The sequence below is a fragment of the Streptomyces sp. NPDC001700 genome, assembly GCF_053596435.1.
Map to the genome: position 1 here is coordinate 8,173 of NZ_JBSFGE010000042.1, position 16,195 is coordinate 24,367.

6 protein-coding genes are annotated in these 16,195 nt (G+C 73.0%); all 6 read right to left on the reverse strand.

Translation table 11 applies throughout. The features are described from left to right. Positions 1–8,144: Ig-like domain repeat protein (locus tag ACWC5C_RS40505; RefSeq protein ID WP_450884117.1), on the reverse strand; the 8,144-nt coding region annotated here is incomplete at its 3' end. Between the two features lie 173 nt (positions 8,145–8,317). Then, a complete protein-coding gene (locus ACWC5C_RS40510) occupies positions 8,318–9,859 on the reverse strand; it encodes an APC family permease (RefSeq protein ID WP_450884119.1) in 1,542 nt (513 codons plus the stop codon). A gap of 33 nt (positions 9,860–9,892) precedes the next feature. Continuing rightward, positions 9,893–11,359, reverse strand: coding sequence for an aldehyde dehydrogenase family protein (locus tag ACWC5C_RS40515; RefSeq protein ID WP_450884121.1), 1,467 nt, complete (start codon positions 11,357–11,359; stop codon positions 9,893–9,895). Continuing rightward, positions 11,356–12,513 (reverse strand): aromatic ring-hydroxylating oxygenase subunit alpha, encoded by a 1,158-nt coding sequence (locus ACWC5C_RS40520; protein WP_450884123.1) that lies wholly within the window; start codon positions 12,511–12,513, stop codon positions 11,356–11,358. Before ACWC5C_RS40520 ends, ACWC5C_RS40515 begins: the two co-directional genes overlap by 4 nt. A 25-nt stretch (positions 12,514–12,538) precedes the next feature. Further along, a complete protein-coding gene (locus ACWC5C_RS40525; RefSeq protein ID WP_450884125.1) occupies positions 12,539–14,998 on the reverse strand; it encodes a GcvT family protein in 2,460 nt (819 codons plus the stop codon). After that, complete coding sequence (locus tag ACWC5C_RS40530) at positions 14,998–16,083, reverse strand: S-(hydroxymethyl)mycothiol dehydrogenase (protein ID WP_450884127.1); 1,086 nt, start codon at positions 16,081–16,083, stop codon at positions 14,998–15,000. The genes ACWC5C_RS40525 and ACWC5C_RS40530 overlap by 1 nt, the downstream gene beginning before the upstream one ends. Between the last annotated feature and the right edge of the window lie 112 nt (positions 16,084–16,195).

The following is a 16,195-nucleotide window of genomic DNA, read 5'->3' on the forward strand; positions in this document are numbered from 1 at the left end:
TGGCCGGTGACCGAGGGGTCGGGCGAGGAGGTCACGGCGGTTGTGGTGGCGGCGGCGTTCACGGTGTGGGTGTCGGTGCCGCTCGACCCCGTGAAGTTGGTGTCGCCGTTGTACGTGGCGGTGATGGTGTACGGGCTGGCCGCGGCCGACACGTAGGCACGGGTGAGGGTGGCGATGCCGCCGGACAGCGGCGCCGTGGTGGCCGTGGTGCCGTCGCCGAAGGTGAAGGTGACGGTTCCGGTGGGGGTTCCGGTTCCGGGGGCCTGGGCGGAGACGGTGGCGGTGAAGGTGACGTTCTGGCCGGTGACCGAGGGGTCGGGCGAGGAGGTCACGGCGGTTGTGGTGGCGGCGGCGTTCACGGTGTGGGTGTCGGTGCCGCTCGACCCCGTGAAGGAGGCGTCCCCGCCGTAGGTGGCGCTGATGGTGTACGGGCTGCCGGAGGTGGCGGTGTAGGTGTGGGCGACGCTCGCCAGGCCCCCGGTGACGGGCGCGGTGGCGGTCGGGGTGCCGTCGCCGAAGTCGAACGTGACCGTCCCCGTGGGCGTTCCGGAGCCGGGGGCGACCGGTGTCACGGTCGCGGTGAGGGTCACGGACTGGCCCGCCACCGACGGGTCGGGCGCGGAGACCACGGCCGTCGTCGTCTCCGCCGTGGTGACGGTCTGGGTGTCGGTGCCACTGGACGAGATGAAGCTCGCGTCCCCGTCGTAGTTCGCGGTCACCGTGTACGGGCCACCGGCGGCCGCGTACGTGTGGCTGATCGTGGCCACCCCGCCGGAGAGCGGCGTCGACGCGACCGGCGTGCCGTCCCCGAAGTCGAAGGTGACGGTCCCGGTCGGCACCCCGGCGCCCAGCTCGATCGGCGCCACCGTGGCGGTGAGGGTCACGGACTGGCCCGCCACCGAGGGATCGGGCGCGGAGGTCACCGTGGTGACGGTCGGCGCCGGACCGACCGTGTGGATGTCCGTGTCCGAGGAGAGGCTGAAGTTGCTGTCCCCGCTGTAGTGCGCGGTCACCGTGTACGGGCTGCCGGTCGCGGTGGCGTAGGAGTGGGTGGCGGTCGCCACCCCGCCGGTGACGGGTGCCGTGACGCCCTCCGTACCGTCCCCGAAGTGGAAGGTGACCGTTCCGGTGGGCACCCCGGCCCCGGGCGGGGTCGGCTCCACGAGCGCGGTGAACGTCACCGACTGCCCGGTCACCGAGGGGTCCGGGAAGGAGGTGAGCGTGGTCATGGTGGTGGCGGCCCCGGCCGCCACCGTGTGGGTGTCGGTGGCGCTCACCCCCGTGAAGTCGGCGTCGCCGCTGTAGTCCGCGGTGACCGTGTACGGGCTGCCCGCCGAGTCCGCGTACGCGTGGGTGGTGGCCGCCACCCCGCCGGAGACCGGCGCCGTGACGGGCGGGGTGCCGTCCCCGAAGTCGAAGGTGACCGTGCCGGTCGGTGTTCCGGCGCCCGGCGCGACCGCCTCGACCTCGGCGGAGAAGGTGACCACTTCCCCGGCCACGGACGGGTCCGGCGAGGTGAACAGGTGCAGGCCGGAGGAGGCCTGCCCCACGGTCTGGGTGTCGGTCCCGGTGGAGGCGGTGAAGCGCGGATCGCCGCTGTAGTCGGCCGTGATGGTGTACGGGCTGTCCGCCGTGGTCGCCCAGGTGTGCGCGGCCGTGGCCACGCCCGCCGCGACCGGCACCGCCACGGGCGCCGTGCCGTCGCCGAAGTCGAAGGTGACGGTGCCGGTCGGCGCACCCGCCCCCGGTGCGACCGGTGCCACGGTGGCCGTGACGGTGACCTCCTGCCCCGCCACCGAGGGGTCCGGCGCCGAGGCCACGGTCGTCGTGGTCGCCGCCGGGTCCACGGTGTGGGTGCCGCTTCCGGTGGAGGCGGTGAAGCCCGAGTCGCCGCTGTACGCCGCGGTGATCGCGTACGGACTGCCGGTGGTGTCGGTCCAGGTGTGGGTGAGGGTTGCGATGCCGCCGCTGAGCGGCGCGGTGACGAGCGGGGTGCCGTCGCCGAAGTCGAAGGTCACGTTGCCGGTCGGCACCCCCGCCCCCGGTGCGACCGGTGCGACCGTGGCGGTGACGGTGACCTCCTCGCCCGTCACCGAGGGATCGGGCGACGTGCCGACCACCGTGGCCGTCAGCGCGGGCTGCACGGTGTGGGGTTCGACCCCCACCGACTCGGTGAAATCGGCGTCGCCGTCATAGTGCGCGCTGACCGTGTACGGGCTGCCGGCCGCGCTCGTATAGGCGTGCACGGCCGTCGCCACACCCTCCGTCACCGGGACGGTGACCGGCGCGCCGCCGTCGCCGAAGTCGTACGTCACCGTCCCGCCCGGCGCACCGCCGCCCGGCGCGTCCGGCGTCACCGTCGCGGTGAACGTCACCGGTTCGCCCGTCACCGACGGCTCCGGCAGCCCCCTGAGCGTGGTGGTGGTCGCGGCCGGGGCGACGGTCTGGGTGTCGGCGCCGGTGGACGGGGCGAAGTGGGGATCGCCGTCGTAGTCGGCGGTGATGGTGTACGGGCTGCCCGACGTACCGGCCCAGGTGTGGGTGAGGGTCGCGGTGCCGCCGGTGAGCGGCGCGGTGACGGCCGGGCTGCCGTCCCCGAGGTCGACGGTCACGGTCCCGGTCGGCACCCCCGCGCCCGGCTCGACCGGCGCCACGGTGGCGGTGAGGGTCACCGGCTGACCGGCCACCGAGGGGTCCGGCGCGGAGGCCACCGTCGTCACTGTGGTGGCCGGGGCGACGGTCTGGGTGTCGCTGCCGGTGGACGGGGCGAAGTCGGCGTCGCCGTCGTATTCGGCCGTGATGGCGTACGGGCTGCCCGACGTACCGGCCCAGGTGTGAGTGGCCGTCGCCACGCCCGCCGCGACCGGCACCGCCACGGGCGCCGTGCCGTCGCCGAAGTCGAAGGTGACCGTCCCGGTGGGTGTTCCGCCGCCCGGTGCGACCGCCGTGACGGTGGCGGTCACGGCGACCGGCTGGCCAGTCACCGACGGGTCGGGCGACGAGCCGACCTCCGTCGCGGTCCCGGCCTGGGTGACGGTGTGGGTGGCGGTCCCGGTGGAACCGGTGAAGTCCAGGTCGCCGCCGTAGGTGGCGGTGACCGTGTACGGGCTGCCGGAAGTGGTGGCGTAGGCGTGCTCGGCCGTGGCCACACCGTCCACGATGAACCCCTCGGCCGGGTCCGTGCCGTCGCCGAAGTCGAAGGTGACCGTCCCGGTGGGCGAGCCGTCGCCCGGCTGCTCCGGGGCCACGGTCGCCGTGAAGGTGACCTGCTGGCCGACCACGGACGGGGTCGGCGCGGAGGTCACCGTGGTGGTCGTCGTCCCTTGCACCACCGTGTGGGGTTCGGTGGCCACCGAGGACGTGAAGTCGCCGCTGCCGCCGTAGGTGGCGGTGATGGCCAGCGCGCCGGGGTGGGTGTACGCGTGGTCGAGGATGACCGTACCGCCGGACAGCGGCAGCGTGACGGGTGCGGTGCCGTCGCCGAAGTCGAAGGTCACCGTCCCGTCCGGCGTCCCGGCCCCCGGCGCCACCGGGGTGACGGTCGCCGTGATGGACACCGCTTCGCCCACCACCGAGGGGTCGGGACCGGCGGTCAGCTCCGTGGCGGTCGCGGCCGGGAGCACGGCGTGGGAGACGGTGTTCGTGGACGGGTTGAAGTCCGCGTCGTCGCCGTAGGTCGCCGTGATGGTGTACGGGCTGCCGCCCGTGCCGGTGTACGCGTGGGTGACCGTCGCCAGCCCGCCCACCGTGTCGGCCGTCACGGTCGGGGTGCCGTCGCCGAAGTCGAAGGTGACCGTGCCGAGCGGAGTGCCCTGGGCCGGGGCGAGGGCGGTGACGGCCGCGGTGATGGTCACCGGCTGGCCGGCCGCGGACGGGTCCGGCGACGAGAAGACGCTGGTGGCCGTGTCCGCCGCGGTCACGGTCTGGGTGTCGGTGTCGGTGGACCCGGCGAAGCTGGCGTCCCCGTTGTAGGTGCCGGTGACGGTGTACGGGCTGCCGCTGGTGTGGGCGTACGCGTGGACGGCGGTCGCGACGCCGCCGTCGAGGGGAGCCTGGAGGGGGCCGGTGCCGTCGCCGAAGTCGAGGGTGACCGTGCCGCTCGGGGTCCCGGCGCCCACGCTCACGGGCGCGACGGTCACGGTGACGGTCACCGGCTCGTCGACGACGGAGGGGTCCGGGGCGGTGCTCACCGTCGTCGTGGACGCGGCCGGGGTGACCGTCTGGGTGTCGATTCCGGCCGACCCGGCGAAGTTGCTGTCGCCGCCGTAGACCACGGTGATCGGGTACCCGGCGTTGGCGGCGGTGTAGACGTGGGTGACCGACGCCGAGCCTCCCGTGAGCGGGACGGTGGCGGTCGCGGTGCCGTCACCGAACCTGAAGGTCACCGTCCCGGTCGGCGTGCCCGAGGCGGGCGGCACGGCCACGACGGTCGCCGAGATCGTGACCTCCTCGCCCACGACCGACGGGTCCGGGTCCGAGGTCACCGTCGTCTCCGTGGTCGAGACGCTCGCGTCCACTTCCTGCGCGGTGGTCCCGGAGGAGGCGGCGAAGTCGCCGTCCCCGCTGTACGAGGCGGTGACCGTGTACGGGCTGCCCGCCGTGCTGGTGTAGGCGTGCGATGCCAGAGCCCGGCCGCCGGAGACCGGCACGGTGACGGGCGGGGACCCGTCGCCGAAGTCGAAGGTGACCGTGCCGGTCGGCGCACCGGCGCCCGGTGGGGTCGGCGACACCCGGGCGATCATCGTCACGCTCTGGCCCACCGCCGACGGATTCGCCGATGACGTCACCCGGGTGACGGTCTCCGCCGGGTCGACGGTGTGGACGATGGTGTCCTCGGACGGGGCGTAGTCGGCGTCGCCGCTGTACTCGGCGGTGATGGTGTACGGGCTGCCGGACGCGCTGGCGTACGCGTGGGTGACCGTCGCGGTGCCCGCCACCAGCTGGACGGTGACCAGCGGGGTGCCGTCGCCGAAGTCGATGGTGGCCGAACCGGTCGGGACGCCGGACGCGGGCGAGCCGGGCACCACGGTGACCGTCACCACCTCGCCCGTCACCGAGGGTTCGGACTCGGCGGAGACCACGGTGGTGGTCGTGGCCTGGTCGACGCTCTGGAAGGTGGTGCCGGTGGACGCGGTGAAGTTGAGGTCCCCGCTGTAGGCGACGGTGACCGGATACGGGACGAGCGCCGCGTGGGCGTAGGCGTGGGTGACCGACGCCGAGCCGCCCGTGAGCGGGACGGTGGCGGGCGCGGTGCCGTCGCCGAAGTCGAAGGTGACCGTGCCGGTGGGGGTTCCGGCGGCGGGCGGGGCGGCCTCGACGGTCGCGGTGAAGGTGACCGTCTCGCCCGTCACCGAGGGCTCCGGCGCGGACGACACCAGCGTCGTCGACCCGGCCTGGACGACCTCGTGGCTGTCCGACGCCCCGGAGGGCAGGAAGTTGGCGTCCCCGCTGTAGGTGGCCTCGACCGTGTACGGGCTCTGGTCCACCTCCGGGCTGGGGCGGCTGACCGTCGCCGTACCGCCCACGACGGGCGCCGTGACGGGCGGACCGCCGTCGCCGAACTCGAACGTCACCGTCCCCGTCGGTGTCCCGGACGCCGGTGCCTCGGGGACGATCTGCGCGACGAACACCGTCGGCTGGCCCACCGCGGACGGGGCGGGCACGGCGCTGAGTGCGGTGGCGGTGTCGGCCTGTTCGACGGTGTGGGTGTCGTCGCCGGTCGATCCCGTGAAGTCGGTGTCGCCGTTGTAGGTGGCGGTGACGGCGTACTCGTCGGCGTCGGCGTAGATGTGGGTGCTGGTGGCGATGCCGCCGGTCAGGGGCGCGGTGGCGGGTGGCGTGCCGTCGCCGTAGTCGAAGGTGACGGTGCCGGTGGGGGTGCCCGCGCCGGGCGGGACGGCCGTGACCGTCGCGGTGAAGTCCACCGGTTCGCCCACCACGGACGGATCGGGCGCGGTGGTCACGGCGGTGGCGGTGTCGGCGGGTGCGGTGGTGTGGGTGTCGTCGCCGGTCGACCCGGTGAAGTCCGCGTCGCCGTTGTAGGTGGCGGAGACGGCGTAGTCCGCCGCGTCGGCATAGGTGTGGCTGGCCGTCACCGTGCCGCCCACCAGCGGGGCGACCACGGCCGGGCTTCCGTCGCCGTAGTCGAAGGTGACGGTGCCGGTGGGGGTGCCCGCGCCGGGCGGGACGGCCGCCACCGTCGTGGTGAAGTCCACCGGTTCGCCCACCACGGACGGATCGGGCGCGGAGACCACGGACGTCGTGGACGCGGCCTGACCCACCGTCTGGACGACGGTCTCCACGGACGTGATGAAGTCGGCGTCGCCACTGTAGGTGGCGGTCACGGTGTACGGGCTGCCGGAGGTGGTGGCGTACGCGTGGGTGCTGCCGGACGCGCCGCCCACCAGCGGGACGACCACGGCCGGGCTTCCGTCGCCGTAGTCGAAGGTGACGGTCCCGGTGGGAGTGCCCGCGCCGGGCGGGACGGCCGCCACCGTCGCCGTGACGGTCACCGGCTGTCCGGTCACGGACGGATTCGGCGCGAGGACCACCGAGGTGGCCGTGGCCGCCTGCTCGACCGTCTGGGTGTCCAGCCCCGTGGAGGCCGTGAAGTTGGCGTCGCCGCTGTAGTCCGCGGTGAGGGCGTACGGGCTGCCGCCGGTGTCCGCGTAGACGTGGTCGACGGTCGCCGCGCCACCCTCCAGCGGCAGGGTCACCGGGGGAGTGCCGTCGCCGAAGTCGAGCGTCACCGTGCCCGTCGGCGTACCGGCTCCGGGGGCCACGGGGGCGACCCGCGCGACGAGCGTCACCGGCTGCCCCGCCACGGACGGGTCGGGCGCGGAGGTCAGCGTGGTCTCGGTCGCCGCCTCGTCCACGGTCTGGGTGTCGTCGCCGGTGGAGGCCGTGAACAGGACGTCGCCGCTGTAGGCGGCGGTGACGGCGTAGGGGGTGACCGACGGCGCGGCGTAGGCGTGGGTCACCGTGGCGGTGCCGCCCGCCAGCTGGGCCACCACGGCCGGGGTGCCGTCGCCGAAGTCGAAGGTGACGGTGCCGGTCGGGGTGCCCGCCGTGGGCGGGACCCCGGTCACGGTGGCGGTGAAGGTCACCGGCTCGCCGACGACGGACGGATCGGGCGCGGAGACGACCGCCGTCGCCGAACCCGCCTGATAGCCGAAGGCGCCGGGCACCGTGACACTGCCCCCCGGCGTGGTGACGGTGATGTCGGCCGGACCGGGCCCCGCCGCAGGAGGCGTCACCACGACGATCAGGGTGTCCGAGTACGCGCGGAAGGACGCCGCGGGAACGCCGCCGACGGTGACCCCGGTGACCCGGCTGAGCGCCGTACCGGTCAGGACGAGCGTCGTACCGCCCGCGATCGAACCGGTCGACGGGGTCACACCGGTGACGGTCGGCACGCCCACATAGGTGTAGAGCAGCGGGTTGCTCACCCCGCCGATCGCGGTGACGTAGACGGCGACGGTGCCCGGCCCCGCGGCGGGCGGTACGGCCACCAGGAGCTGCTGGTCGGAGACCGGTGTGGGGTGCGCCGTGCCGTCGCCGAAGTGCACCAGCTGCGCGGTGCTCAGGCCGACGCCGCTCAGCTCGACCACGTTGCCCCCGCCGACCGGACCGGCGGCGGGCGCGATGCCCTGCAGGCTGGGCCAGCGCAGATAGAAGAAGTAGCCGATGACGGCGCTGCCGCCGGGCGTGGTGACCGAGACCGGGACCGCTCCGTAGCCGGGCGGGCTCACCGCCAGGATGGTCGCGTCGTCCAGGACGGTGAAGCTCGCCGCCGGACGGGACCCGAAGCGCACGCCCGTGGCGTTGCTGAAGTTCGTGCCGATGAGGGTCACCAGGGTGCCACCGCTGAACGAACCCTGGTCGGGGAAGACACCGGAGAACCGGTTGAGGAGTTCCTCGAACGTGTCGAAGCGCCCGGTACGCAGCCCCGAGATGTCGGCGGCGGCCGTGAGCCGGGCGACGGTGAGCCCGGCGTGCAGACCCGAGGCGCCCCGTACCACGAGCGGGGCCGGTACCCCGAGCGTGCGGACGACCTGGCGGGAGACCGGGTCGATCACGGCGACGCGGTTCCCCCGGTGGTCGGTGAGGATGATGAGCCCGTCCGGGCAATACGGAGTCAGCATGACGGCGCGCCTTCCACTCCTCCGGAAAGGATGGGCGGCCCGCCGGATATTGACGGACTCAGTAACCCATTCCGGTGAGTGCGAAGGCAACGCCGCGCACCGCGGATCACCCGAACGGCGGAGCGCGGAGAGGCAGCCCCTCCGCGCTCCCCGCGCCGGTCAGACCGCGCCGGTCAGACCTTGGCGGCCGTGCCGCTGTCCGTCCCGGTCGCCGCCGCGTGCTCGGCCAGCACGCCCGTACGGTGGCGCTGGACGAACCAGTAGTACGCGAACCCGCCGAGCGCGACCGTGCCCACGAAGAGGAACGCGCCCCAGCGCAGATACCAGTGGTGCGGCGGAGCCGCGTTGTACACCGCGTCGCGCGGCCACGCCAGGTTCAGGGTCATGCCCGCGCCCCACAGCACCGCGAGCACATTGACCGGCAGCCCGAACCGTCCCAGCGAGAACCGCCCCTCACCCGCCGGAGTCCACCGGCCGCGCACCCTGGCCACCAGCATCGGCAGCGTGACCAGCAGATACGCCACGTAGATCATGATGATGCCGATGCTGGTCACCACCGAGAAGATCTGCGGCTGACGGATGTTCACGGCCAGCACGCCCAGCGCGAGCAGGCCCACGATCACCGCGGGCAGCACCGGGGTCTGGAACCGCGGGCTGACCCGGGCCATCAGCGACGCGGCGGGCAGGTTGTTGTCCCGGGACATCGCGAACGCCAGCCGCACCGCCGCCGTGTGCACCGCCAGCGCGCACACCGTCACCGCGATCAGCACACACCACAGCATCGCCTTGCCGACCGTCGGCCCGAGCACATCGAGCACCACATACTGCAGACCGTCCGTGGACAGCCCCTCGCCGGTCAGGCTCCCGACGCTCATCAGCGCCAGCAGCAGGATCAGCCCGCCCAGCACGAAGGACGCGACGAGGGCGCGCAGGATCGCCCGGGGCGCGTTGCGCGAGGGGTCCAGGGACTCCTCGCCGAGGGAGGCCGCCGTGTCGAAGCCGTACATGACGTACGCGGAGGCCAGCGAGGCGGTGAGGAAGGCGCCCAGATAGCCGAGGTTCTGCCCGGAACCGGTGTGCGCGGTCTCCGTGACGACGCCCGGACCGCGCACCACATGGACGGCGAGCAGGACGATCAGCACCACGGTGGCGACGAGTTCGAGGAACACCCCGGCCGTGTTGATCCGGGCCATCAGCTTCACTCCGAAGGCGTTGACCACCGTGGTGAAGAGGATGAGGACGGCGGCCAGCAGCACCGCGTTGGTCGCCGTGTCATACGTACCGGAACCGTCCCCGATGAACTGGAACGCCGAGGATATCTGCGGCAGCGTGAGCTGATAAGCGAGGGCGACGGCGGCCAGCGACACGATGGAGGCGACCAGCATCATCCACCCGGCCAGCCAGCCCACATGCGGGTTGCCCAGCCGTTTCGCCCAGTTGTAGACGGATCCGGCGACCGGATGGCGGGCGGCCAGCTCGGCGAAGCACAGCGCGACCATGAGCTGCCCGCCGAACACCATGGGCCAGGACCACCAGTAGGCGGGTCCGCCCTGGGCGAAGCCGAAGTAGAAGAGCTGGAAGGTGCCGGTGAGGATGGAGATGTAGCTGATCCCGGCGGCGAAGGTGTGGAAGCTGCCGAGGGTTCTCTTCAGCTCGGGGCGGTATCCGAACTCGGTGAGTTCGGCGTCGTCCTGCGTAGTGGACACGGTGGACACTCCAATGTCGGGCGGGCGAGCCCGAGGTGTGGGTCAGGTGAACCAACCCTGAGGCCTGGGGTGGGTGTTGCACCAGATGTGTTTCGCCTCGCGATATTCGGCGAGCCCACTGGGCCCCAGCTCCCGCCCCGTCCCCGACTGCTTGAACCCGCCCCACTCCGCCTGCGGCACCGACGGGTGGTAGTCGTTGATCCATACGGTGCCCAGCCGCAGCCGGGACGCGACCCGCCGCGCCCGCCCCTCGTCGCAGGACCACACCGCCCCGGCCAGCCCGTACACCGTGTCGTTGGCGAGCCGTATCGCCTCCTCCTCCGAGGCGAAACGCTCCACCGTGAGCACCGGCCCGAACGACTCGTCGGCCAGCACCGACATCCCGCTGTGGCAGCGGTCGAGCACCGTCGGCCGGTAGTAGAAGCCGTCCCGCAGCTCCGGATCCTCCGGGCGGCGGCCGCCGCAGCGCAGCCGGGCGCCCTCCGCGAGCCCGGTGGCCACATACGCCTCGACCTTCGCCCGGTGCGCGGCCGAGATCAGCGGACCGGTCTGGGCCCGCTCGTCGAACGGCCCGCCGAGCCGGATCTCACGGGCACGGCACACCACCTCCTCCACGAACGCGTCGTGCACCGGGGTCTGCACGAGCAGCCGGGCACCGGCCGAGCAGACCTGCCCGGAGTGCAGGAAGACGGCGGTGAGCGCGTAGTCGACGGCGCTCTCGAAATCCGCGTCCGCGAACACGATGTTGGGGTTCTTGCCGCCCAGCTCCAGAAAGGTCCGCTTGACCGTGCCGGAGGCCGCCGCCATGACACGGCGCCCGGTGCGCAGACCGCCGGTGAAGGACACCAGGTCCACATCGGGGTTGTCGGTGAGCGGGGCGCCCGCCTCGGCGCCAGGCCCCAGCACCAGGTTGGCCGCCCCGTCCGGCAGCCCCGCCTCCGCCAGCAGCCGCATCAGCGCGATGGCCGTGGACGGGGTCAGCTCGCTGGGCTTGAGGACGATGGCGTTGCCCGCGGCGAGCGCGGGCGCCACCTTCCACGCCGTCTGCAGCAGCGGATAGTTCCACGGGGTGATCAGCGCGCAGACCCCGACCGGTTCGTAGACGATCTGGCTGACGGCGTCCTCGGTGCCGGTGTCCACGATCCGCGCCGCCTCGGTGCGCACCAGCTGCCCGTAGTAGCGGAAGCACGCGATCACGTCGTCCACGTCCCGGCCGCTCTCCGCCAGCCGCTTCCCCGTGTCCAGCGACTCCGCGCGGGCCAGGGCCGCCTTGTCGCGGGCCAGCAGACCGGCCACCCGCAGCAGCAGATCACCGCGGGCGGCCACCGGGGTGCGCGGCCACGGGCCGTGGTCGAACGCCTGCCGGGCGGCGGCCACCGCCTCGGCCGCGTCCTTGCCGCCGCCCTCGTCCACGACGGCCACCAGCGAGCCGTCGGCCGGACACCTGATCTCCCGGGTGCGTTCGTCGATGGCCTCGGTCCACTGGCCTCCTATGAAGAGATCCCTCACGGGCATTCCTCCGCTTCCGGGGTCGGGACATGGTCGGTCACCCATTGGTGAAAGGCGCCGATGTGGTGTTCGCTGGGCACCAGCACCCCGCCGCCGCGATAGGCGCGCGAGTGCATGGCGGGCTGGGTGCGCTCACAGGCGTCGAAGTCCTGGGTGTTGACCCGGTGGAACAGCTCGACCGACTTGGACAGATCCCGCTCGGAGGCCACCACCTCCGGCGCGTAGAGCCAGTCACAGGTGATCAGCGTGCGGTCGGCGGCGAGCGGGAACATCCGGTGGACGATCACATGGTCCGGGACCAGGTTGATGAACACCTGCGGCCGCACGGTGATCGCGTAGTAGCGGCGGTCCTGGTCCTCGGCGATGCCGTCGAACCGGTCGAAGCCCGCGCTGCCGTCCACCGTGAACCCCTGGGCCTCCTCGGCGAACTCGGCACCGTGCCCCACGAAGTACTGCGCCGCCAGGCCATCGGCGAACTCCGGCAGCACCTCGGTGAGTTCGGGGTGGATCGTCGCGCAGTGGTAGCACTCCATGAAGTTCTCGACGATCAGCTTCCAGTTGGCCTTGATGTCGTACTCGATCCGGCGGCCGAGCGACAGCCCCGCCACGCCGTACCGCTCCACGGCCTCGGTGTCGCCGAGCCGCTCGGCGACCTCCCCGACGACGGACTCCTCGAACGACGGCGGCTCATCGGCCAGACACACCCAGGCGTACCCCAGCCACTCGCGCAGCCGCACCGGCAGCAGCCCGCGCTCGCCGCGGTCCACATCGGGCATCCGCTGGAGGTTCGGGGCGGCGGTGAGCCGACCGTCCAGGTCGTACGTCCAGGCGTGGTACGGGCACTGGAGCGAGCGCCGCACCGTGCCCGACTCCTCGGTGCACAGCTGGGCGCCGCGGTGGCGGCAGATGTTGAGGAACGCGCGCAGCTCACCGGCGCGGTTGCGGGTGATCAGCACGCTCTCCCGGCCCACCCGCACCGTACGGAACGCCCCCGGCCGGTCCAGGTCGGCGCTGCGCACCGCGCAGAACCACATCGCCTCGAACAGGTGCTCCTGCTCACGCCGGAAGACCGAGGCGGAGGTGTACCAGGGGCCGGGGAGGGTGGTGATCAGGCTGGAGGCCGGGGCGGCGGGGGATTCAGGAGCCACGGTCATGGGATTCTCCTCAGACGGGCAGGGATCACCTGCGGATGCGTTCCATGCGCGGATCGAAGAGGGGCTCGGCGGCCACGGTCGCGGGGACCTTCTCGCCGAAGTACTCGACGTGGACGGCGGTTCCGGGGACGGCGGCCCCGGCGGGCAGCCAGGCGTAGGCGACGGTACGGCCGATGGTGTAGCCGTACGCGGCGCTGGTGACGTAGCCCGCCGCCACACCAGCCTCCCCTTCGACGTATACCGGCTCCTTGCCCAGGACGATCGCGGCCGGGTCGTCCAGGGTGAGACAGGCCAGCCTGCGCCGCGCCGTCTCCTCGCCGCGGCCCTCCAGCGCCGCGCGCCCCAGGAAGTCGCCCTTGTTCATCCGGACGGCGAAACCGACGCCCGCCTCGTACGGATCGTGCTCGGTGGTCATGTCATGGCCCCAGGCGCGGTAGCCCTTCTCCAGCCGCAGGCTGTTGAAGGCGGAGCGCCCGGCGGCGATCACCCCGTGCCGCTGCCCGGCCTCCCACAGCGTGTCCCACAGCCGCAGGCCCAGGTCGGCGGTGGTGTACAGCTCCCAGCCCAGCTCGCCGACGTAGCTCAGCCGCATCGCGGTCACCGGGACATGGCCGATAAACGTGCGCCGGGCCTTGAAGTAGCCGAACGCCTGGTGCGAGAAGTCGTCCCGGGTCAGCGGCTGGACCAGCTCCCGGGCGAGCGGGCCCCACACCCCGACGCAGCAGGTGCCCGGCGTGATGTCGGCGATATGGACGTCAGCGGGCGCGTGCCGCAGCAGCCAGTCCAGGTCGAGACCGCTGTTCGCACCGACCTGGAAGCAGTCCGGGGCGAGACGGGCAACGGTCAGATCGCTGCGTACGCCCCCGGCCTCGTCCAGCAGCAGGGTGTAGGTGACCGCGCCCGGCTTCTTCGCGAGCTGGTTGGTGGTCATCCGCTGCAGGAAGTCCAGCGCGCCGGGGCCGGAGACCTCCAGCCGCTTGAGCGGGGTCATGTCGTACAGCGCGACCCGCTCCCGGGTGACCCGGGCCTCGGCGGCGGCGATCGGCGACCAGTAGCGGGCCGACCAGGTGTCGCGCGCGGGCACTTCGAGCCCGTCGGCGAGCGGGGCGTTGGCCTCGTACCAGTGCGGCCGCTCCCAGCCCCCGGCCTCCAGGAAGTACGCGCCCAGCTCCCGCTGCCGCGTGTAGAACGGGCTGACCCGCAGCGGGCGCGGCTGCTCCATGGGCTGCAGCGGATGGATGACGTCGTAGACCTCGGTGAAGCTCTGCGCGCCGCGGTCGGCGATGTAGGCGGGGGAGGTCTGGGCGTCCTCGAAGCGGTACGGGTCGCACTCGTGGACGTCCACGGACGGCCGCCCCTCGGTCATCCACTCGGCGACGGCCCTGGCGACCCCCGCCGAGTGGGTCACCCACACCGCCTCGGCCAGCCAGAAGCCGCGCACCTCACGGGACTCGCCGACGACCGGCATCCCGTCGGGGGTGAAGGAGAAGACTCCGTTGAACCCCTCCTCGACGCGGCTCGCGCCGAGCGCCGGGATCAGCCCGACGCTGTCCGCCCAGCTGGGCGCGAAGTCCTCCTCGGTGAACGGCAGCGAGGACGGCATCACGGGCGCGTCGTCGAAGGCGGGCACGGCGGCCGGGTCGACCGGCATCGGGCGGTGGGCGTAACTGCCGATGCCGATACGGTCGGTGTGCTCGCGGTAGTACAGGTCGCGGTCCTGGAACCGCAGCAGCGGACGGCTCGCCTCGGTCCGCGCGTCGTTCACCCCGGCCAGCTCCGGCAGCGGCGCCGTCTTCGCGTACTGGTGGGCGAGCGGCAGCAGCGGTACGCGGACGCCCGCCATCGCGCCGATCAGCGGACCCCAGAACCCGGCCGCCGAGACGACGACGTCGGCGGGGAAGGTGCCCCGGTCGGTGATGACCGAGGTGACCCGGCCGCCCTCCTGCTCGATGCCGGTGACGGTGTGCCGCTCCAGGAAGCGGGCGCCGCGCGCGGTGGCCCGCTCGATCTGGGCGCGGCAGGCGAGCAGCGCGCGGGCCAGCCCGTCGTCCGGGGTGTGGAAGCCGCCGAGGATCTTCTCCGAGTCCAGCAGCGGCCACAGTTCGGCGCACCGGGCGGGGGAGAGGAGTTCGCCCCGGATGCCCCAGGACGCGGCCAGCCCCGCCTTGCGGTGCAGATCGGCCCAGCGCTCCTCGCTGGTGGCGATCTCCAGACCGCCGACCGGGTTGAAGCACGACAGCCCCTCGACCTGAAGCGCGGAGAACTTCTCCACGGTGTAGACGGCGAATTCGGTGAGGGTCTTGGAGGGGCTGGTCCGGAACACCAGTCCGGGCGCGTGCGAGGTCGAGCCGCCGGGCGCGGCCAGCGGGCCCTGCTCCAGGACGGTGACGTCGCTCCAGCCGCGCGCGGTCAGCTCGTCGGCGAGCGAGCAGCCGACGATCCCGGCGCCGACGATGACGACGCGCTGGTGCCGTGCCCCGGTCATCACAGCACCACCACCGATCGCAGCACCGCACCGCGCTGCATCTTGGCGAACGCGGGCTCCACCTCGTCCAGCGTGATCGTCTCGCTGACGAACGCGTCCAGGTCGAGCTTGCGGCTGAGGTGGAGGTCGATCAGGACCGGGAAGTCCCGGCTGGGCAGACAGTCGCCGTACCAGGACGCCTTGAGCGCGCCGCCGCGCCCGAACACGTCGATCAGCGGCAGGTCGATGCGCATCTCCGGGTCCGGCACCCCGACCTGGACCAGCGTTCCGGCCAGATCGCGCATGTAGAAGCCCTGACGGTACGTCTCGGGACGGCCCACCGCGTCGATGACGATGTCGGCGCCCACGCCCCCGGTCAGCTCGCGGACCGCCTCGACCGGGTCCGTACCCCGGGAGTTGACGGTGTCGGTGGCGCCGAAGCGGGTAGCCAGGTCCAGCTTGGCGTCGTCGATGTCCACGGCGATCACCCGGCGCGCCCCGGCCAGCGCGGACGCGGCGATCGCCGCGTTGCCGACCCCGCCGCAGCCGATGACCGCGACGGTGTCGCCGTTGGCCACCCCGCCGGTGTGCACCGCCGCGCCGTACCCGGCCATCACCCCGCAGCCGATCAGCCCCGCCGCCTCGGGACGGGCCGACGGGTCGATCTTCACCGCCTGTCCCGCCGCAACCAGCGTCTTCTCCGCGAACGCGCCGATGCCCAGCGCCGGGCTCACCGCCGTGCCGTCGGCGAGGGTCATGGGCTGGGCGGCGTTACGGCTCTCGAAGCAGTACCAGGGGCGGCCGCGGCGGCAGGAGCGGCAGCCGCCGCAGGGCGCGCGCCAGGCCAGCACCACATAGTCGCCGGGGGCCAGGCCCGCGACGCCGGGGCCCACGGCCTCGACGATTCCGGCCGCCTCATGTCCGAGCAGATACGGGAACTCGTCGCCGATCGCGCCGTCCCGGTAGTGCAGATCGGTGTGGCACACCCCGCAGGCCTGCACCCCCACCAGCACCTCGCCGGGTCCGGGATCGGGCACGAGGACCGGCAGCACCTCGACGGGTGCGCCCTTTTTCAGCGCCACGGCGGCGCGGACTTCTTGCGGCATGGCTCACTCCTCTGTTCTCCTGCGCTGGCAGGGACCGGTGCGTGGGAGTTGGCACGAGCTGGCATGAGGTGATCGAAAGACGCGGGGAACCGGGCCGGTTGAACGGCCGCTG

Excerpts from the sequence above, each read along its gene's own strand:
- ACWC5C_RS40520 (WP_450884123.1), bottom strand. The coding sequence starts at position 12,513 with ATGACCGTGGCTCCTGAATCCCCCGCCGCCCCGGCCTCCAGCCTGATC.
- ACWC5C_RS40525 (WP_450884125.1), bottom strand. The coding sequence starts at position 14,998 with ATGACCGGGGCACGGCACCAGCGCGTCGTCATCGTCGGCGCCGGGATC.
- ACWC5C_RS40530 (WP_450884127.1), bottom strand. The coding sequence starts at position 16,083 with ATGCCGCAAGAAGTCCGCGCCGCCGTGGCGCTGAAAAAGGGCGCACCC.